Raw genomic sequence first — 18,729 nt, forward strand, 5'->3', positions numbered from 1 at the left:
GGTATTCTCCGAGCTTCTGGTACACTCATCCACACAAAATTGACTGAATAGCAGGCAGGACAATGGCAGATCAACCGCAGGAAACCACCGATTTCGGTTTTCGCACCGTCGCTAGAGACGAAAAACAGGCCATGGTGGCGGACGTTTTTCATTCGGTAGCGGCAAAGTATGACGTGATGAACGACCTGATGTCGTTCGGCATCCACCGTATCTGGAAGCGTTTCACCATTGACTGCAGCGGCGTGCGCCGCGGGCAGCGCGTGCTGGATCTGGCCGGCGGTACCGGCGACCTGGCCGCCAAGTTCTCCCGCATGGTCGGCGAGCAGGGGCAGGTGGTGCTGGCGGACATCAACGATTCGATGCTGAAGATGGGGCGCGAGAAACTGCGCGATCGCGGCATCGTCGGCAACATCAATTACGTGCAGGCCAACGCCGAAGCGCTGCCGTTCCCGGACAATTACTTCGATTGCATCACCATCTCCTTCGGCCTGCGCAATGTCACCGACAAAGACAAAGCGCTGCGCTCGATATTCCGCGTGCTCAAGCCGGGCGGCCGCCTGCTGGTGCTGGAGTTCTCCAAGCCGCTGCTGGCGCCGCTGAGCAAGGCTTACGATGCCTACTCCTTCCACGTGCTGCCGAAGATCGGCGAGTTGGTGGTGAAAGATCCGGACAGCTACCGCTACCTGGCGGAATCGATCCGCATGCACCCCGATCAGGAAACCCTGAAGGGCATGATGGGCAACGCCGGTTTTGAAAACGTCACCTATTTCAACCTGACCGGTGGGATTGTCGCCCTGCATCGCGGCTTCAAGTTCTGAGAGGGAGATGCCGATGCTGTTTACCCCTCTGCTGACCGCTGCGCTGGAAACCTCGCTGAATAACCTGCTGTTTCGCGATCGCAGCATGAAAGCCGCTCGCCAACGCCTGGCGGGCAAGGTGCTGCGCATCGAACTGGAAGAGCTGGCTTCACCGCTGGTGCTGGTGTTCAGCGAACTGCGCGTAGACGTGCTTGGGCAGTCCGAAGACAGCGCCGATTGCACGGTGCGCAGCCGCATTCCCGTCTTACTGAAGCTGCGCGATCGCCAGCAGTTGCCGGTGCTGATGCGCAGCGGCGAATTGACGGTGGAAGGCGATATTCAGGTGGTGCAACAGCTGGTTGGCCTGCTCGATCTGGCGGAGTGGGATCCGGCGGAGTGGCTGGCGCCTTACATCGGCGATATCGCCGCCCAGGGCATTACGCAGGCGCTGGGAAAAGGCGCCTCGCTGCTGAAAGCCGGCTTTATGCGCCGGCAGCAGGACATGGCGGAGACGTTGACGGAAGAGTGGCGCCTGGCACCGGGGCCGCTGGAAGTGGTGTGGTTCAACGAAGAAGTTGATGCTCTCGCCCGCAGCGCGGAAGCGCTGTTTGCCCGCATGGACAAGTTGGAGGGCAAGCGATGACCCCAGGCGAACTGCGCCGTTTGTATTTTATCGTCCGCGTTTTTCTCAGCTATGGGCTGGACGAACTGATCCCTAAAATGCGTTTGACGCTGCCGCTGCGCTTTGGCCGCCGTCTGCTGTTCTGGATGCCTAATCGGCACAAGGACAAGCCGCTGGGCGAACGTCTGCGGCTGGCGCTGCAGGAGCTGGGGCCGGTATGGATCAAGTTCGGCCAGATGATGTCGACCCGTCGCGATCTGTTTCCGCCGCACATTGCCGATCAGCTGACGTTGCTGCAGGATCGGGTGGCGCCTTTCGACGGCGCGCTGGCGCGTAAACATATCGAGCTGGCGATGGGTGGCCCGCTGGAAACCTGGTTCGACGATTTCGACCAGCAGCCGCTGGCCTCTGCCTCGATCGCGCAGGTGCATACCGCGCGGTTGAAAACCACCGGCCAGGAAGTGGTGCTGAAGGTGATCCGGCCGGATATCGGGCCGATCATCAAGGCCGACGTGCGGCTGATGTACCGATTGGCCGGCTGGGTGCCGAAGCTGTTGCCGGACGGCCGCCGTCTGCGCCCGCGTGAAGTGGTGCGCGAGTACGAGAAAACCCTGCTGGACGAATTGAACCTGCTGCGCGAAGCGGCCAACGCCATTCAGCTGCGCCGCAATTTCGACGGCAGCCCGATGCTGTACGTACCGGAAGTTTATTCCGACTACTGCCGTGAAAGCGTATTGGTGATGGAACGCATCTACGGCATTCCGGTCTCGGACATCGCCACGCTTGAACGGCAGGGCACCAACATGAAACTGTTGGCGGAACGCGGCGTCCAGGTGTTCTTTACCCAGGTATTCCGCGACAGCTTCTTCCATGCGGACATGCATCCCGGTAATATTTTCGTCAGCTACGAACATCCTGAAGATCCTTGCTATATCGGCATCGACTGCGGCATCGTCGGCTCGCTGAACAAGGATGACAAGCGCTATCTGGCGGAAAACTTCATCGCCTTCTTCAACCGCGATTACCGCAAGGTGGCGGAACTGCACGTCGACTCCGGTTGGGTGCCGCGCGACACCAACGTGGAAGACTTCGAATTCGCCATTCGCACCGTGTGCGAGCCGATTTTCGAGAAGCCGCTGGCGGAAATTTCCTTCGGCAACGTGCTGCTCAACCTGTTCAACACTGCGCGCCGCTTCAATATGGAAGTGCAGCCGCAGCTGGTGTTATTGCAGAAGACCTTGCTGTATGTTGAAGGGTTGGGGCGCCAGCTCTACCCGCAGCTGGATCTGTGGACTACCGCCAAGCCGTTCCTCGAGAGCTGGCTGCGCGATCAGGTCGGCATTCCTGCCGTGGTGCGCGCGCTGAAAGAGAAAGCGCCGTTCTGGGCGGAGAAGCTGCCCGAACTGCCCGAGCTGTTTTACGACAGCCTGCAACAGCATAAACTGTTGCAACAAAGCGTTGATAAGCTGACCAACCAAATGCAGGCTCAGCGGGTTCGTCAGGGGCAGTCACGTTATTTGTTCGGCGTTGGCGCTACACTGTTAGTAAGCGGTACGCTGTTGCTGCTGGGGCAAATCGAGGTGTTTCCCGCCTGGATGATGGCCGCCGGCATCGTATGCTGGGTGATTGGCTGGAAGCGAACCACCTGATTTAATTCGTTACTCTGGTAAGGCCGAGCCTATAATGCGGGCTGGCTTTAAAAGACCCTTTAAAATTAGAGGTAATTGAAATGGGCGGTATTAGTATTACGCAATTGTTGATCATCGCAGTGATCGTGGTGCTGCTGTTCGGCACCAAAAAACTGCGCACGCTGGGCTCCGATCTCGGCGCCTCGATCAAGGGCTTCAAAAAGGCGATCGGCGACGATACGCCGTCGAACCCCAACACGGCTGAAAAAAGCAGCCTGGATGACGCTGACTTCGCGGCCAAGCCTATTACCGATAAGCAGCCGGAAGTGAAACCGGAAGAGTCGAAGAACAAAGAGCAGGTATAAACCGTGTTTGACATTGGGTTTAGTGAGCTGCTGCTGGTGCTGGTGATCGGCCTGATTGTTCTGGGGCCGGAACGGTTGCCGGTCGCGGTCAGAACGGTGTCGGGCTGGATCCGCGCGCTGCGCTCGCTGGCGGCCTCGGTGCAGCACGAACTGTCTCAGGAACTGAAGCTACAGGAGCTGCAGGACAGCCTGAAAAAAGCCGAACAGGCCGGCCTGCAGAACCTGACGCCGGAACTGAAGGCATCGATGGATGAGCTGAAAGACGCGGCGGAATCATTGAAACGCACCTACCGGGGCGAGACAGAAGAGCTGGCGAACACCATTCATAACCTGCAGATCACCGATCCGGAAGCTTTGCACGACGGCGTGACGCCGGCGGAAGTGGCAACCCGCGCCAGCGCGCCCGCCGCCGTGCCAAAACCGGCAGCGGAGCCTGAGGCCGTTGCGGCTGCGCCCGTGGCGGCGCAACCGGCTAAAGCACCGGTGGAAAACGCGCCGGCACCTGTCGAACCTGTTGCGGATAAAACCCCAGCGTCTCACCAACCTAGTGGCGATCGTTAATACATGGCTGTTGAAGATACCCAACCCCTTATCAGTCATCTGATAGAGCTGCGCAAGCGGCTGTTGAACTCGATTATTTGCGTGCTGGCGGTGTTCGTGGTGCTGGTGTTTTTCGCCAACGACATCTACCAGCTGGTTTCTGCACCGCTGCTCAAGCAGTTGCCGGCCGGGGCGAGCATGATCGCCACCGACGTGGCGTCACCGTTCTTTACGCCGATCAAGCTGACCATGATCGTCTCGGTGTTTGTCTCCGCGCCGATGATTCTGTATCAGGTGTGGGCATTCATCGCGCCGGCTCTGTACAAGCATGAACGCCGCCTGATGATGCCGCTGCTGGTATCCAGCAGCCTGCTGTTCTACCTCGGCATGGCCTTCGCCTACTTCATCGTGTTCCCGCTGGCCTTCGGCTTCTTTGCCAAGACCGCGCCGATGGGGGTGACCATTGCGACCGACATTAAAAACTACCTCGATTTCGTCATGGCGCTGTTTATGGCGTTCGGCGTCGCCTTCGAAGTGCCGGTCGCCATCATTCTGCTGTGCTGGAGTGGCGTCACCTCGCCGGAAGATCTGAAGAAGAAACGGCCGTATGTATTGGTCGGCGCGTTTGTGGTCGGCATGCTGTTGACGCCGCCGGACGTGTTCTCGCAAACCCTGTTGGCAATACCGATGTATCTGTTGTTTGAAGTGGGGGTATTCTTCGCTCGCTTCTATACCGGCAAGCGTCGTCCGCAAGCGGAAGAAGAAGACGAGGGTGACGAACCCCCAGCCTCATGATCCACATTGATTGCTAAGCCGCCCACTGGGCGGCTTTTGCTTTGGAAAAAACTATGTTTGATATCGGCGTTAATCTCACCAGCAGCCAATTCGCCAAAGATCGCCAGGCGGTGGTGGAACGCGCCCGCGCCGCGGGCGTGACGGGGATGTTGATTACCGGCACCGATCTGGCGGAGAGCTGCGAGGCCGCCGAACTGGCGCGGCAATATGCGGGCTACTGTTGGTCTACCGCCGGCGTGCATCCGCACTACGCCAGCGGCTGGGATGAACACACCGCCGAGCAGATTTATGCGTTGGCCGCGCGCCCTGAAGTGGCGGCGATCGGCGAATGCGGCCTGGATTTTAACCGCAATTTCTCGACGCCCGCGCAGCAGGAAGCGGCGTTCACCGCGCAGCTGGCGCTGGCGGCGGAGTTGGCGCTGCCGGTGTTTCTCCACTGCCGCGACGCACACGCACGTTTTGCCGAGCTACTGACGCCGTGGTTGGATAAACTGCCCGCGGCCGTGGTGCACTGCTTCACCGGCACCGCCGAAGAATTAACAAGCTGCCTGTCGCTGGGCCTGTCGATCGGGATTACCGGTTGGGTCTGCGATGAGCGGCGCGGCCTGGAATTGCGCGCCCTGTTGCCGCAGATCCCGGCCGAGCGTCTGCTGCTGGAAACTGACGCCCCTTATCTGTTGCCCCGGGATTTACAGCCTAAACCCGCATCTCGCCGCAACGAACCCTGTTTCCTGCCCCATATCGTGCATCAGGTCGCCGTCTGGCGACAGGAAGAGCCGCAATGGCTGGGGCAAAAAACCGATGAGAACGCCCGCCGGCTATTCCGGCTGGTTTGAGCTAGGAGAAAACTATGAGCTATGCATTTCCGGGCACCTTCCCTGGTCGCCGTATGCGCCGCGTGCGCCGTCATGACTTCAGCCGCCGCCTGGTGGCCGAGAACCAACTGGCGGTCAACGACCTGATTTATCCGGTGTTTGTCATGGAAGGCAGCAACCGTCAGGAAGAAGTGGCCTCGATGCCGGGCGTATCGCGCATGACGATCGATCTGCTGGTCAAGGAAGCGGAAACCATCGCCAAACTCGGCGTGCCGGTGATCTCCCTGTTCCCGGTGATTGAGCCAGGTCTGAAATCGCTGCATGCGGAAGAAGCCTATAACCCGGAAGGGTTGGTGCAGCGCACGGTGCGCGCGCTGAAAGACGCGGTGCCTGAGCTGGGCATTCTGACTGACGTAGCGCTCGATCCCTACACCACGCACGGGCAGGATGGGGTAATCGATGAGCAGGGTTATGTGATTAACGATGTGACCAAAGACATCCTGGTGCGTCAGGCGCTTTCCCATGCCGAAGCGGGCGCGGAAATCGTGGCGCCGAGCGACATGATGGACGGCCGCATCGGGGCGATCCGCGATCGTCTGGAATTGCAGGGTCTGGTGAATACCCAGATTATGGCCTACTCCGCCAAGTATGCTTCCTGTTACTACGGCCCGTTCCGCGATGCGCTGGGTTCCAGCGGCAATCTGAAGGGTGGCAACAAGAAGACCTATCAGATGGATCCGGCCAACAGCGATGAAGCGCTGCAGGAGATTGCACAGGATCTGCAGGAAGGCGCGGATATGGTGATGGTGAAACCGGGCATGCCGTACCTCGACGTTGTGCGCCGCGTAAAGGATACCTTCGGCGTGCCAACCTTCGCTTATCAGGTGTCCGGCGAGTACGCCATGCATATGGCGGCGATTCAGAACGGCTGGCTGCAGGAGCAGCCTGCGGTGATGGAGTCGTTGATGTGCTTCAAACGCGCCGGCGCCGACGGCGTGCTGACCTACTTCGCCAAGCGTGTCGCCCAGTGGCTGCACGACGACGCGATGCGTCGCTAAGCGTGAAATGAGCCAACAAAAAGGCGCCTGAGGGCGCCTTTTGCATTACATCTTCTGGAACTGTCGGTTGTCGATGCTTTGGCTGACCTGTTTGTTGATCAGGTTCAGCAACAACATGGAGCGGGCCTCGCCGTCCGGCTCGGTGTAGATCGCCTGCAGCCCTTCGAACACGCCGTCGACGATCAGGACGGTATCCCCCGGCTGCGGGGTTTCCGGATCGACATAGGTTTCGCTGGCATGCGTGCGCAGCTCATCGATCACCTTGTTCGGGATGACGCTCGGCAGCGCGCCGAAGCGCACGAAGTGGCTGACGCCGCGGGTGGCGCTGATGGTGGTGGTGTGAATGCGCTCCGGGTCGAACTCCACAAACAGATAGTTGGGAAACAGGGGTTCGCTGACCGCGATACGCTTGCCGCGCACGATCTTTTCCAGCGTGATGATCGGGCTGAGGCAGTTTACCTGCTGCCGTTCCAGATGTTCCTGCGCCCGCAACAGCTGACCGCGTTTGCAATAAAGTAGATACCAGGATTCCATAATTTCACATGCCTTTCTGCCAGCCGGTAAGCATATCAAAAGCGCTTCCGGATACATAGTGATGCAAGTTTCAGCGTGTAACATCACCTATCTCTATGAATATGCGGCTATTAGCGAGGGGTCACACACTTATCGATACGGCGCTGGTATAACAGAGGGCTAAAAATTTGTTACCGTCACAGTATGGCAAGGCGTTGCGCCACCGGCTGTGACGCTATTCATCGTTTTTGATCGAGGGAAGATAAATGGAGCTGTTTCTGTTGAGCAACGGCAAGCTGTCTGGCGAAGCCGAGCTGCTGGGGTATGCCAAAAGCCAACTGCTGGCGATGATTGCGCGTCGCGGCATCAAATCCGCCGTCTTTATCCCTTATGCGCTGATCCGTTACGACTACGACCAGCGTGCGCAGGAGCTGGCGCAAACGCTGGGCATTGAAGTCATCAGTATCCATCACGCGGCTTCGCCGGCGGCGGCGATCGCGCAGGCGGAGTGCATTTTGGTCAGCGGCGGCAATACCTGGTTGCTGAACCAAATGCTGCACGAGCAAGGCCTGATCGTGCCCATCCAGCGCGCGGTGCGCGAGCGTGAAGTGCCTTACGTCGGCTGGAGCGCCGGTTGCAACGTGGCCACGCCGAGCATTCGCACCACCAATGATATGCCGGTGCGCTGCAGCGTGGTGCTGCCGGCGCTGGGGCTGTTCCCGGTGCAAATCAACCCGCATTACATCGACGCGCATATCAGCGGCCACATGGGCGAAACCCGTGACGAGCGCCTGGCGGAGTTCTGCGCGATCAACCCGAGCGAATCGGTGGTGGCGTTGCGTGAAGGCAGCCTGCTGCACGTTGAAGGCAACGAGCTGCGTTACTTCAGCGCCAACGGGCAGGGCTTCAAGGTGTTCCGCCACGGCGAGGAGGCACGCGAATATCAGGATACGCGTGCGCTGGCTGCGCTGGTGCCGTTCAACTGCGGCTGAGGGCCACCCGATGGCGGGCGGCGTTAACAAAATTGCAGCAACAACCGTGAAGAGGGCTTATAATGCCCTCCCCACTGGCCGTTATAATGATCAGCATGAAATACCGTGACTTACGCGATTTCCTCTCGTTGCTGGAGAAGAGAGGGGAACTAAAACGCATCAGCCAGCCGATCGATCCTTACCTGGAAATGACGGAGATTGCCGATCGCACCCTGCGGGCGGGCGGCCCGGCATTGCTGTTTGAAAACCCGAAAGGCTACGACATGCCGGTGCTGTGCAACCTGTTCGGCACCGCCAATCGCGTAGCGATGGGCATGGGGCAGGAAGACATCAGCGCGCTGCGCGAAGTCGGCAAACTGCTGGCGTTCCTCAAAGAGCCGGAGCCGCCGAAAGGCTTCCGCGATCTGTTCGACAAAATGCCGAAGTTCAAGCAGGTGCTGAACATGCCGACCAAGGTGCTGGGATCCGCGCCTTGTCAGGAGCAGGTATGGCAGGGCGAGGACGTCGATCTGGGCCGTATTCCGGTGATGCACTGCTGGCCGGAAGACGCCGCGCCGCTGATCACCTGGGGGCTGACGGTGACCCGCGGCCCGCATAAGGAACGGCAAAATCTCGGCATCTATCGCCAGCAGGTGCTGGGCAAGAATAAAGTGATCATGCGCTGGCTGTCGCATCGCGGCGGCGCGCTGGATTATCAGGAGTGGTGCCAGGCGCACCCCGGCGAGCGTTTCCCGGTTGCGGTGGCGCTGGGCGCCGATCCCGCCACCATCCTCGGCGCGGTGACGCCGGTGCCGGATACCCTGTCTGAATACGCTTTTGCCGGGCTGCTGCGCGGCAATAAAACCGAAGTGGTCAAGTGCCTTTCCAACGATCTGGAAGTGCCCGCCAGCGCTGAAATCGTGCTGGAAGGCTATATCGAGCCGGGTGAAATGGCGCCGGAAGGCCCCTACGGCGACCACACCGGTTACTACAATGAAATCGACCAGTTCCCGGTGTTCACCGTCACCCACATCACCCAGCGCCGCAACGCGATCTACCACTCGACCTACACCGGCCGGCCGCCGGATGAGCCGGCGATCCTGGGCGTGGCGCTGAATGAAGTGTTCGTGCCGATTCTGCAAAAGCAGTTCCCGGAAATCGTCGATTTCTATCTGCCGCCGGAAGGGTGCTCGTACCGCCTGGCGGTAGTGACCATGAAGAAACAGTACGCCGGCCACGCTAAACGCGTGATGATGGGCGTCTGGTCGTTCCTGCGGCAGTTTATGTACACCAAATTTGTTATCGTCTGCGATGACGACGTTAATGCGCGCGACTGGAACGACGTGATTTGGGCGATCACCACACGAATGGATCCGGCAAGGGATACCGTTCTGGTGGAGAATACGCCGATCGACTATCTGGACTTCGCCTCGCCGGTTTCCGGCCTGGGTTCGAAGATGGGGCTGGACGCCACCAATAAATGGCCGGGTGAAACCGATCGCGAATGGGGCCGTCCGATTCAGATGGATGAAAAGGTACGTGCGCGCGTCGACGAAATCTGGGATGAGCTCGCAATCTTCAGTGACAGGGAACCGACGCTGTAGCGTCAGGCCCTGTTCTCAGCTTTGCATTGATGACCCGACAGAGGGAACGCATGACAATATTGAGCTGTAAAGTGACCTCGGTAGAGGCCATTACCGATACGGTTTATCGGGTACGTCTGGTGCCTGAGCAGCCGTTTTCTTTCAAGGCAGGGCAATATCTGATGGTGGTGATGGACGAGCGCGACAAGCGTCCGTTCTCGCTGGCATCAACCCCGACGCAGCAAGATTACATTGAGCTGCACATCGGCGCTTCGGAGCTGAATCTGTACGCCATGGCGGTGATGGATCGCATCCTGAAAGAGCAGGCGATCACCGTCGACGTGCCGCACGGCGACGCCTGGCTGCGGGAAGAAGGCAGCCGTCCGCTGGTGCTGATCGCCGGCGGCACCGGTTTCTCTTATGCGCGTTCAATCCTGTTGACCGCGTTGGAGCAGCAGCCCGATCGCGATATTTCTATCTACTGGGGCGGGCGTGAGCTGAAGCACCTGTACGATCTGAGCGAGCTGGAAGCGCTGTCGTTGCAGCATCCGAATCTGAAGGTGATCCCGGTGGTCGAGCAGCCGGAAGCCGAATGGCGCGGCCGCAGCGGCACCGTGCTCAGCGCGGTGCTGCAGGATTTCGGCACGCTGGCGGAGCACGACATCTATATCGCCGGGCGTTTCGAGATGGCGAAAATCGCCCGTGAGCGTTTCTGCGCCGAGCGCGGCGCGCTGGAAGCGCATATGTTCGGCGACGCGTTTTCGTTTATCTGACCGATGCGATGTGCAGTGAACGGGGTGGCCGAGGGTCGCCCCGTTATTATTTGGGCGCTGGCAAACGTCAGGCATAAAAAACCCGCCCCTGACAGGCGGGAAGAACGGCAACTAAACTTGGCGGGATGCCGCGATTTGAAGTGGTGACGCGGTCATCCCAAGATAGACACAGCTAAACGCGTTCAAAGACGGTGGCGATGCCCTGACCCAGGCCGATGCACATGGTCGCCAGGCCGAACTGCGCGTCGCGACGTTCCATGTTGTTCAACAGGGTGGTCGAGATGCGGGAGCCTGAACACCCCAGCGGGTGGCCGAGCGCGATGGCGCCGCCGTTCAGGTTGATCTTGTCGTCGATGCTGTCCATCAGCCCCAGATCCTTGATGCACGGCAGCGACTGGGCGGCGAACGCTTCGTTCAGCTCGAACAGATCGATGTCCTGCACGCTCAGACCGGCGCGTTTCAGCGCCAGCTTGCTGGCCGGCACCGGGCCGTAACCCATGATGGAAGGATCGCAGCCGACGACCGCCATCGAGCGGATGCGGGCGCGGGCCTTCAAACCGAGCGCTTTGGCGCGCGATTCGCTCATCAGCAGCATGGCGGAAGCGCCGTCCGACAGGGCGGAAGAACTGCCGGCGGTGACGGTGCCGTTGACCGGATCGAACGCCGGACGCAGGGCCGACAGGCTTTCGACGGTGGTTTCCGGGCGAATGACTTCATCGAAATCGTAACGGGTCAGCACGCCATCGGCGTCGTGACCGTTGGTCGGTATGATCTCGTTTTTGAAGTAACCCGCCAGCGTCGCCGCATGCGCGCGCTGGTGGGAGCGGGCGGCGAACTCATCCTGCATCTGGCGGCTGATGTTGTGCATCTTGGCCAGCATTTCGGCGGTCAGCCCCATCATCCCGGCGGCTTTGGCCACGCTGCGGCTCAGCCCCGGATGGAAGTCCACGCCGTGGTTCATCGGCACATGGCCCATGTGTTCCACGCCGCCGATCAGGCTGACGTGTGCGTCGCCAACCATGATGGCGCGCGCCGCGTCGTGCAGCGCCTGCATCGAAGAGCCGCATAGGCGATTGACGGTCACCGCCGGCACGCGGTGCGGGATCTCGGCCAGCAGCGCGGCGTTGCGGGCGATGTTGAAGCCTTGTTCCAGCGTCTGCTGTACGCAGCCCCAGTAAATATCATCGATCTCGGCGGCGTCCAGCGCCGGGTTGCGGCTCAGCACTTCACGCATCAGGTGAGCGGAGAGATCTTCGGCGCGCACCTGGCGGAAGGCGCCGCCCTTGGAGCGGCCCATCGGCGTGCGTACGGCATCAACAATAACTACGTTTTCCATCTTTATGACCTCATGCCGGTTGGCGGGTAGCGACGTCGGACAGCGGTGTCGCCACCGGGTAGTAGCTTTCATTGCGTTCGGCCTTGGCGCGCAGACCGGCCGGCACCTGATACAGGGCGCCGAGGTGTGCGTAACGCTGGGCCAGCTCAACGTAGTTGGCGGTGCCGAGCGTATCCAGGTAGCGGAACGCGCCGCCGTGGAACGGAGGGAAGCCAATGCCGTAGACCAACGCCATATCGGCTTCCGCCGGGCTGGCGACGATCTTCTCTTCCAGGCAGCGAACCACTTCGTTGATCATCGGGATCATCATGCGCGCGATGATTTCTTCGTCGCTGATGGTCTGGCGCGGTTTGCTCACTTCGGCCAGCAGCGCATCGGTCTGCTCGTCGTTGTCCTTGCGCGGTTTGCCTTTGCTGTCCTGGCTGTAGCGGTAGAAGCCCAGCTGATTTTTCTGACCGAAGCGCTGGTTGTCGAACATCACGTCAATGGCGTCGCGGTAGTCTTTGCTCATGCGATCCGGGAAGCCGGCGGCCATTACCGCCTGCGCATGATGCGCGGTGTCGATGCCCACGACGTCGAGCAGGTAGGCCGGGCCCATCGGCCAGCCGAACTGTTTTTCCATCACTTTATCGATCTGACGGAAGTCGGCGCCGTCGCGCAGCAGCAGGCTGAAGCCGGCGAAATACGGGAACAGCACGCGGTTGACGAAGAAGCCCGGGCAGTCGTTCACCACGATCGGCGTTTTGCCCATGCGGCTAGCGTAGGCCACCACCTTGGCGATGGTGTCATCGCTGGTCTGTTCGCCGCGAATGATTTCAACCAGTGGCATGCGGTGTACCGGGTTAAAGAAGTGCATGCCGCAGAAGTTTTGCGGGCGCTTCAGCGATTTTGCCAGGTGATTAATCGGAATGGTCGAGGTGTTCGACGCCAGCACGGTGTCCTCACCGATCAGGGTTTCCACTTCCGACAGCACGGCGGCTTTGACTTTCGGGTTCTCGACGACCGCTTCGACGATCACCTGCGCGCGTTCGATACCAGCGTAGTCCAGCGTCGGCTGAATGGTCGACAGCACCTGTGCCATTTTCAGGCCATCCAGCTTGCCGCGTTCCAGTTGCTTATTGAGCAGCTTGGCCGCTTCGCTCATGCCCAGCGTCAGCGACTTGTCGCTGATGTCTTTCATGATCACCGGCACGCCTTTCAGCGCCGATTGGTAAGCGATGCCGCCGCCCATGATGCCGGCGCCCAGCACCGCCGCCTGTTTCGGCGCATCCACATTCTTGGCCAGCTTTTTCGCCTGGCCCTTCACGAACTGATCGTTGAGGAAGATGCCGACCAGCGCGCGCGCTTCGTTGGAACGCGCCAACGGCACGAAGCTGGCGGTTTCCAGTTTCAGCGCTTCATCGCGGCCCAGCTTGGCGGCGGCTTCAATGGTCTTCACCGCGGTCATCGGCGCCGGGTAATGTTTACCGGCGGTCTGCAGCACCATGCCTTTGGCGGTGGTGAAGCTCATCGCCGCTTCAATCGGGCTGAGTTTCAGCGGCTCCAGCTTAGGTTGACGCGCGGCGCGCCAGTCCAGCTTGCCGTCGATCGCCTGTTGCAGCATGTTGAGCGCCGCTTCGGCCAGTTTTTCCGGTGCCACCACCGCATCCACCAGGCCGACTTTCAGCGCCTCTTTGGCGCTGACGTCTTTGCCGGCGGCGATGATTTCCAGCGCGCTGTCGTTACCCAGCAGGCGCGGCAGGCGGACGGAACCGCCGAAGCCCGGCATGATGCCCAATTTGGTTTCCGGCAGGCCGATGCGCGCGTCCGGTGAGGCGACGCGGAAATCGGTCGCCAGAATGCATTCGCAACCGCCGCCGAGCGCATAGCCGTTAATGGCCGAAATGGTCGGCACCGGCAAATCTTCCAGCCGGTTAAAGACATTGTTGGCGAACACCAGCCACTCTTGCAGCTTTTCAGCCGGTGCGGCGAACAGAGAAAGGAATTCGGTGATATCGGCGCCGACGATAAACGCGGCTTTGGAGGAACGCAGCAGCAGCCCTTTCAGCTCAGGCTGGTTTTCCAGCACGGTGAGCGCTTCGCCCAGGCTGGCGACGGTGCGGGTGTCCAGCTTGTTGACCGAGCCCGGTGCGTTGAACACCAGCTCGGCGATGCCGTTATCGAGCCAGTGCAGTTGTAATGTTTCGCCTTGGTAGAGCATGTCTATCTCCTGAATCAGCGTATGATCTGGTATGACCAGATGATGAGGAGTGTGGTTTTTATGTTAAAAATATGCAAATGAGAGATTGCATATTTGCTGGTCTGATCACATCTCACCAAGTTAGCGTTTTGATTTAAAACGAAGTTATATTTTATGTGCTATCGGCATTTGCTGGCGGTTGTCGGTCTTCATACACTTGCCAGCGGCGATTTATCATTCAGGTGAGGTTAGGCTGAATAAGGCGGCTGGTGTCATGGCGACGACGATGCGGGGCTGAAGATGGCACTCGGCTGGCTAAGGTTAAACTGCGGATGTAACGGCATTTGCCGGGAATTGCGAGCTGCTCCGCATGCCCAACGCGATGAGGTTGGTGCGCCGGAGCGCTGTGTTAAGATGACTTCTTTCGTGCTAAGGCATAAGGGTAATGTGATGGAAACGCTGGCTTCTTTGTATAACGACCACCTGGCAGAGCTGCAAAAACGCGCGCGCGAAGTGCTGGAGCGCAACAAGTTGGATGCGCTGCTGATTCACTCCGGTGAACTGCAAAAGGTATTTTTGGACGACCATAGCTATCCGTTCAAAGTGAACGCGCATTTCAAAGCCTGGGTGCCGGTGACGTCGGTGCCGAACTGCTGGTTGTGGATTGATGGCGTCAACAAGCCGAAGCTGTGGTTCTACTCCCCGGTTGACTACTGGCACAGTGTAGAGCCGCTGCCGGACAGTTTCTGGACCAAATCCCTTGAATTGATGCCGCTGGCCAACGCCGACGCTATCGCCCAGCAGCTTCCGCCGCAGCGCGAGCGCGTGGGCTATATCGGTTATGCGCAACAGCGCGCCCGCGATCTCGGCATCCCTTCGGAAAACATCAACCCGAAAGCGGTGTTGAACTACCTGGATTTCCACCGTTCGATCAAAACCGGCTATGAGCTGGCCTGCATGCGCGAAGCGCAGAAGACGGCGGTAACCGGCCATCGTGCGGCGCATGAAGCCTTCCTCTCCGGCATGAGCGAGTTCGACATCAATCTGGCCTACCTCACGGCGACAGGCCACCGCGATACCGACGTGCCTTACGACAACATCGTGGCGCTGAACGAACACGCTTCGGTACTGCACTACACCAAGCTGGATCATCAGCCGCCGGCCGAATCCCTGAGTTTCCTGATCGACGCCGGCGCGGAATACAACGGCTACGCCGCCGATCTGACCCGCACCTACGCGGCGCAAAGCGGCAGCGAATTCGCCCATCTGGTGAAAGATCTCAACGGTGAACAGCTGGCGCTGATCGACACCATCAAAACCGGCGTGCGCTATACCGACTACCATGTGCAGATGCACCAGCGCATCGCCAAGCTGCTCAAGAATCACAAGCTGGTGAACGGCCTCAGCGAAGAGGCGATGGTTGAAACGGGCATCACTACGCCGTTCCTGCCGCACGGGCTGGGCCACCCGCTGGGCCTGCAGGTGCACGACGCCGCCGGCTTTATGCAGGACGAGCAAGGCACCCATCTGGCGGCGCCGGCCAAGTATCCGTTCCTGCGTTGCACCCGCGTGTTGCAGCCGGGCATGGTGTTGACCATCGAGCCGGGTCTGTACTTCATCGAGTCTCTGTTGGCGCCGTGCCGCAGCGGTGAGTTCAAGCAGCACTTCGCCTGGGATCGCATCGATGCGCTGAAGCCGTATGGCGGCATCCGCATCGAAGACAACATCGTAATCCACGAAAAGCGCATCGAGAACATGACGCGCGATCTGAACCTGGCCTGATGCGGCCGTATCCGATACCGGCGGAAGCAACCTGCTTTACCGAAGAAATAAAGAAGAGCCGTTTTATCACCCTGCTGGCGCCGACCAGCGGGGTAGAAGCGGCAAAGACGTTTATTCAGCAGGTGCGGGATGAGCACCCGGCGGCGCGGCACCATTGTTGGGCCTTCGTCGCCGGCAGCCCCGATGACTCGCAGCAGCTGGGATTCTCCGACGACGGAGAGCCGTCGGGTACCGCCGGCAAACCGATCCTCGCGCAGCTCATGGGCAGCGGCATCGGGGAAGTGACCGCCGTGGTCGTTCGTTACTACGGCGGCGTCAAGTTGGGCACCGGCGGATTGGTGAAAGCCTATGGCAACGGTGTTCAACAGGCGTTGAAGCAGCTGGCGTTGGCTCAAAAGGTGCCGGAAGCCGAATATATCTTGCAGTGCGACTATGCGCAGTTGGCGTTGGTGGAGAACTTGCTGCAGCAAACCGCAGGTCGGATCCTGCAGGGCGAATACGGCGCCGCCGTCGTGCTGCATCTGGCGTTGCCGGCCACGGAGGTCGAGCTGTTTGGGAATAAATTGCGTGATCTTAGTCGCGGTAATTTGCAATTAACCCCCATTTCGCAATAATTCCTCCCAATTGAATTGCTAAGGATCGTGCTGAAATGCATTTTCGCGCCATAACCCGTATCGTTGGTCTGCTGGTCATCCTGTTCTCCGGGACGATGTTTATTCCCGGCCTGGTGGCATTGATTTACCGCGATGGGGCGGGGCGCGCGTTCAGCCAAACCTTCTTCGTGGCGCTGACCATCGGTCTGATGCTGTGGTGGCCGAACCGCAAACAGAAACACGAACTGAAACCCCGCGAAGGCTTCCTGATCGTCGTGCTGTTCTGGACCGTGCTGGGCAGCGTGGGGGCATTGCCGTTCCTGTTTTCTGAACGGCCCAACTTGTCGCTGACCGACGCCTTCTTTGAATCCTTCTCGGGGCTGACGACCACCGGTGCGACGACGCTGGTGGGACTGGATTCGCTGCCGAAGGCCATTCTGTTCTATCGCCAAATGCTGCAATGGATGGGCGGCATGGGGATCATCGTGTTGGCGGTGGCGATACTGCCGATACTCGGCGTCGGCGGCATGCAGCTGTATCGGGCGGAAATGCCCGGGCCGCTGAAAGATAACAAGATGCGCCCGCGCATCGCCGAAACAGCCAAAACCCTGTGGCTAATCTATGTGTTGCTGACCGTAGCCTGTGCGCTGGCGCTCTGGGGAGCAGGAATGTCGGTGTTCGATGCCATCGGCCACAGTTTCTCGACCATCGCCATCGGCGGCTTTTCTACCCACGACGCCAGTATCGGTTATTACGCCAGTCCGACCATCAACACCATCATCGCCGTGTTCCTGCTGATTTCCGGCTGTAACTACGGCCTGCACTTCGCTTTGCTCAGCGGCCGCAGTCTGAAGGTATACGGGCGCGATCCTGAATTCCGCATGTTCATCTTCGTCCAGCTGACGCTGGTGGTGGTGTGCACGTTGGTGCTCTGGGGACATGGCGTCTATAAGAGCGGTATGGAAACGCTCAATCAGGCGTTCTTCCAGGTGGTATCGATGGCGACTACGGCCGGTTTTACGACCGACAGCATCGCCAAGTGGCCGCTGTTCCTGCCGATGCTGTTGTTGTGTTCGGCATTCATCGGCGGCTGCGCCGGCTCGACCGGCGGCGGCCTGAAGGTGATCCGTATTCTGCTGTTGTACCTGCAGGGCTCGCGCGAGTTGAAAAGGCTGGTGCACCCTAACGCGGTCTATACCATCAAATTGGGCAACCGCGCGCTGCCGGAACGCATTCTGGAGGCGGTGTGGGGATTTTTCTCCGCCTATGCGCTGGTGTTTATCGTCAGCATGCTGGCGATCATTGCTACCGGCGTTGATGATTTCTCCGCGTTTGCCGCAGTGACGGCAACGCTGAATAACCTCGGCCCCGGCCTGGGCGTAGTGGCGGATAACTTCACCACGATGCCGGCGGCGGCCAAGTGGATCCTGGTGGTGACGATGCTGTTCGGGCGCCTGGAAGTGTTTACATTGCTGGTGCTGTTCACGCCAACCTTCTGGCGTGAGTGAGCCTGATATCCTGATATAAGGAGTACGCCATGAAGGCATTGATACTTTATTCGAGCCGTGACGGGCAAACACGTGCTATCGCTTCTTATATAGCAAGCAAATTGCAGGATACGCTGCGCTGTGAGGTGATCGATCTGCTGCAGGCGGAACAGGTCGACCTTAATCAGTATCAGCTGGTGATGATCGGTGCTTCTATCCGTTACGGGCACTTTAACCCGGCGCTGGATAAATTCGTCAAACGTCATGCCGAGCAGCTGAATCGAATGCCGAGCGCGTTCTTTGCCGTGAACCTGACGGCGCGCAAACCGGAAAAGCGCTCGCCGCAAACCAACGCTTATACCCGCAAGTTTCTGCTGGCCTCGCCGTGGCAGCCAAAACAGTGCGCGGTGTTTGCCGGCGCATTGCGTTATCCGCGCTATCGCTGGTTCGACCGCATCATGATTCAATTTATTATGCGTATGACGGGTGGTGAAACGGATACCAGTAAGGAAGTGGAGTACACCGATTGGCAGCAGGTCGATCGTTTCGCCCAGGAATTTAGCCAGATCCCGTACGAAAAGTGACAAAAACGCGGGTTTGGCCAGCGTTTTGCCGAAAAAATCCGCGCTTGAAAAGTTTTTTGCATTTAGGGGTTGCGGCCTGCCGAGAACTCCCTATAATGCGCCTCCACTGACCGGGAACAACGACTGACAAGCCGCCGGGTCAGCGAGAAGACAGCGAAATAAACGCTTGACTCTCCGGGCTAAAAGCGTAATATACGCAGCCCGCGCCGATGAGTTTCTCGGCACTGCTCTTTAACAATTTATCAGACAATCTGTGTGGGCACTCCACAAGACGATATCCAGCATCTTCGGATGCAAAAAAATATCAA

18 protein-coding genes are annotated in these 18,729 nt (G+C 59.4%); 15 read left to right on the forward strand and 3 right to left on the reverse strand.

Features of this window, described 5'->3' with window-relative positions; all coding sequences use genetic code 11:
* Positions 1-62: 62 nt before the first annotated feature.
* From ubiE to hemB, 8 genes are all read left to right on the forward strand, one after another.
* Positions 63-818, forward strand: a complete 756-nt coding sequence (ubiE, locus tag ACSBQQ_RS18250) for a bifunctional demethylmenaquinone methyltransferase/2-methoxy-6-polyprenyl-1,4-benzoquinol methylase UbiE (RefSeq protein WP_060429099.1) — start codon at positions 63-65, stop codon at positions 816-818.
* Positions 819-831: 13 nt separating this feature from the next.
* Positions 832-1,440, forward strand: a complete 609-nt coding sequence (gene ubiJ, locus ACSBQQ_RS18255; protein ID WP_033636702.1) for a ubiquinone biosynthesis protein UbiJ — start codon at positions 832-834, stop codon at positions 1,438-1,440.
* Positions 1,437-3,068, forward strand: a complete 1,632-nt coding sequence (ubiB, locus tag ACSBQQ_RS18260; RefSeq protein ID WP_033655130.1) for a ubiquinone biosynthesis regulatory protein kinase UbiB — start codon at positions 1,437-1,439, stop codon at positions 3,066-3,068. Before ubiJ ends, ubiB begins: the two co-directional genes overlap by 4 nt.
* Before the next feature lie 80 nt (positions 3,069-3,148).
* Complete coding sequence (tatA, locus tag ACSBQQ_RS18265; RefSeq protein ID WP_033636704.1) at positions 3,149-3,412, forward strand: Sec-independent protein translocase subunit TatA; 264 nt, start codon at positions 3,149-3,151, stop codon at positions 3,410-3,412.
* A 3-nt stretch (positions 3,413-3,415) separates the two neighbouring features.
* The gene (gene tatB, locus ACSBQQ_RS18270; protein ID WP_060388304.1) at positions 3,416-3,973 is read left to right on the forward strand and encodes a Sec-independent protein translocase protein TatB; all 558 of its coding nucleotides are present in this window, start codon (positions 3,416-3,418) and stop codon (positions 3,971-3,973) included.
* Positions 3,974-3,976: 3 nt separating this feature from the next.
* Positions 3,977-4,747, forward strand: a complete 771-nt coding sequence (tatC, locus tag ACSBQQ_RS18275; RefSeq protein ID WP_033649673.1) for a Sec-independent protein translocase subunit TatC — start codon at positions 3,977-3,979, stop codon at positions 4,745-4,747.
* 53 nt (positions 4,748-4,800) lie between these two features.
* Positions 4,801-5,583: a 3'-5' ssDNA/RNA exonuclease TatD gene (gene tatD, locus ACSBQQ_RS18280; RefSeq protein ID WP_033649674.1), complete on the forward strand. Its 783-nt coding sequence runs from the start codon at positions 4,801-4,803 to the stop codon at positions 5,581-5,583.
* A gap of 14 nt (positions 5,584-5,597) precedes the next feature.
* Positions 5,598-6,620: a porphobilinogen synthase gene (gene hemB / locus ACSBQQ_RS18285; RefSeq protein WP_033649675.1), complete on the forward strand. Its 1,023-nt coding sequence runs from the start codon at positions 5,598-5,600 to the stop codon at positions 6,618-6,620.
* 45 nt (positions 6,621-6,665) lie between these two features.
* On the opposite strand, the gene rfaH is transcribed toward hemB, so the two are convergent.
* Complete coding sequence (gene rfaH, locus ACSBQQ_RS18290; protein ID WP_039568044.1) at positions 6,666-7,154, reverse strand: transcription/translation regulatory transformer protein RfaH; 489 nt, start codon at positions 7,152-7,154, stop codon at positions 6,666-6,668.
* Positions 7,155-7,399: 245 nt separating this feature from the next.
* Here rfaH and pepE point away from each other — a divergent pair, with 245 nt between their 5' ends.
* The 3 genes from pepE to fre all read left to right on the forward strand — a co-directional run bounded on the left by pepE (position 7,400) and on the right by fre (position 10,460).
* On the forward strand, positions 7,400-8,125 hold the full coding sequence (gene pepE / locus ACSBQQ_RS18295) for a dipeptidase PepE (protein WP_060429100.1): 726 nt from the start codon (positions 7,400-7,402) through the stop codon (positions 8,123-8,125).
* 86 nt (positions 8,126-8,211) lie between these two features.
* Entirely contained in the window at positions 8,212-9,708 is a 1,497-nt protein-coding gene (gene ubiD, locus ACSBQQ_RS18300) for a 4-hydroxy-3-polyprenylbenzoate decarboxylase (RefSeq protein ID WP_025304926.1), read from the forward strand.
* A 50-nt stretch (positions 9,709-9,758) separates the two neighbouring features.
* Positions 9,759-10,460, forward strand: coding sequence for an NAD(P)H-flavin reductase (gene fre / locus ACSBQQ_RS18305; protein ID WP_004934474.1), 702 nt, complete (start codon positions 9,759-9,761; stop codon positions 10,458-10,460).
* Between the two features lie 172 nt (positions 10,461-10,632).
* On the opposite strand, the gene fadA is transcribed toward fre, so the two are convergent.
* Positions 10,633-11,796: an acetyl-CoA C-acyltransferase FadA gene (fadA, locus tag ACSBQQ_RS18310; protein ID WP_025304928.1), complete on the reverse strand. Its 1,164-nt coding sequence runs from the start codon at positions 11,794-11,796 to the stop codon at positions 10,633-10,635.
* Positions 11,797-11,806: 10 nt separating this feature from the next.
* Entirely contained in the window at positions 11,807-13,996 is a 2,190-nt protein-coding gene (fadB, locus tag ACSBQQ_RS18315) for a fatty acid oxidation complex subunit alpha FadB (RefSeq protein ID WP_039568036.1), read from the reverse strand.
* Positions 13,997-14,425: 429 nt separating this feature from the next.
* Here fadB and pepQ point away from each other — a divergent pair, with 429 nt between their 5' ends.
* The 4 genes from pepQ to hemG are packed head-to-tail and all read left to right on the forward strand — an operon-like array spanning position 14,426 to position 18,421.
* Complete coding sequence (pepQ, locus tag ACSBQQ_RS18320; protein ID WP_039568033.1) at positions 14,426-15,757, forward strand: Xaa-Pro dipeptidase; 1,332 nt, start codon at positions 14,426-14,428, stop codon at positions 15,755-15,757.
* Complete coding sequence (locus ACSBQQ_RS18325; RefSeq protein ID WP_033649682.1) at positions 15,757-16,371, forward strand: IMPACT family protein; 615 nt, start codon at positions 15,757-15,759, stop codon at positions 16,369-16,371. The genes pepQ and ACSBQQ_RS18325 overlap by 1 nt, the downstream gene beginning before the upstream one ends.
* 35 nt (positions 16,372-16,406) lie before the next feature.
* Complete coding sequence (trkH, locus tag ACSBQQ_RS18330) at positions 16,407-17,858, forward strand: Trk system potassium transporter TrkH (RefSeq protein ID WP_004934492.1); 1,452 nt, start codon at positions 16,407-16,409, stop codon at positions 17,856-17,858.
* A 29-nt stretch (positions 17,859-17,887) separates the two neighbouring features.
* On the forward strand, positions 17,888-18,421 hold the full coding sequence (gene hemG / locus ACSBQQ_RS18335; RefSeq protein WP_033636714.1) for a menaquinone-dependent protoporphyrinogen IX dehydrogenase: 534 nt from the start codon (positions 17,888-17,890) through the stop codon (positions 18,419-18,421).
* The last annotated feature ends 308 nt before the right edge of the window (positions 18,422-18,729 follow it).

Origin of the sequence: Serratia sp. G204Y (assembly GCF_051172435.1) — a bacterium.
GTDB classification, from domain to species: Bacteria; Pseudomonadota; Gammaproteobacteria; order Enterobacterales; family Enterobacteriaceae; genus Serratia; species Serratia sarumanii.

What these genes read in the sequence shown, in the direction of transcription:
- ubiE (WP_060429099.1), top strand. Translation starts at nt 63, where the DNA reads ATGGCAGATCAACCGCAGGAAACCACCGATTTCGGTTTTCGCACCGTC.
- ubiJ (WP_033636702.1), top strand. Translation starts at nt 832, where the DNA reads ATGCTGTTTACCCCTCTGCTGACCGCTGCGCTGGAAACCTCGCTGAAT.
- ubiB (WP_033655130.1), top strand. Translation starts at nt 1,437, where the DNA reads ATGACCCCAGGCGAACTGCGCCGTTTGTATTTTATCGTCCGCGTTTTT.
- tatA (WP_033636704.1), top strand. Translation starts at nt 3,149, where the DNA reads ATGGGCGGTATTAGTATTACGCAATTGTTGATCATCGCAGTGATCGTG.
- tatC (WP_033649673.1), top strand. Translation starts at nt 3,977, where the DNA reads ATGGCTGTTGAAGATACCCAACCCCTTATCAGTCATCTGATAGAGCTG.
- tatD (WP_033649674.1), top strand. Translation starts at nt 4,801, where the DNA reads ATGTTTGATATCGGCGTTAATCTCACCAGCAGCCAATTCGCCAAAGAT.
- hemB (WP_033649675.1), top strand. Translation starts at nt 5,598, where the DNA reads ATGAGCTATGCATTTCCGGGCACCTTCCCTGGTCGCCGTATGCGCCGC.
- rfaH (WP_039568044.1), bottom strand. Translation starts at nt 7,154, where the DNA reads ATGGAATCCTGGTATCTACTTTATTGCAAACGCGGTCAGCTGTTGCGG.
- pepE (WP_060429100.1), top strand. Translation starts at nt 7,400, where the DNA reads ATGGAGCTGTTTCTGTTGAGCAACGGCAAGCTGTCTGGCGAAGCCGAG.
- ubiD (WP_025304926.1), top strand. Translation starts at nt 8,212, where the DNA reads ATGATCAGCATGAAATACCGTGACTTACGCGATTTCCTCTCGTTGCTG.
- fre (WP_004934474.1), top strand. Translation starts at nt 9,759, where the DNA reads ATGACAATATTGAGCTGTAAAGTGACCTCGGTAGAGGCCATTACCGAT.
- fadA (WP_025304928.1), bottom strand. Translation starts at nt 11,796, where the DNA reads ATGGAAAACGTAGTTATTGTTGATGCCGTACGCACGCCGATGGGCCGC.
- fadB (WP_039568036.1), bottom strand. Translation starts at nt 13,996, where the DNA reads ATGCTCTACCAAGGCGAAACATTACAACTGCACTGGCTCGATAACGGC.
- pepQ (WP_039568033.1), top strand. Translation starts at nt 14,426, where the DNA reads ATGGAAACGCTGGCTTCTTTGTATAACGACCACCTGGCAGAGCTGCAA.
- ACSBQQ_RS18325 (WP_033649682.1), top strand. Translation starts at nt 15,757, where the DNA reads ATGCGGCCGTATCCGATACCGGCGGAAGCAACCTGCTTTACCGAAGAA.
- trkH (WP_004934492.1), top strand. Translation starts at nt 16,407, where the DNA reads ATGCATTTTCGCGCCATAACCCGTATCGTTGGTCTGCTGGTCATCCTG.
- hemG (WP_033636714.1), top strand. Translation starts at nt 17,888, where the DNA reads ATGAAGGCATTGATACTTTATTCGAGCCGTGACGGGCAAACACGTGCT.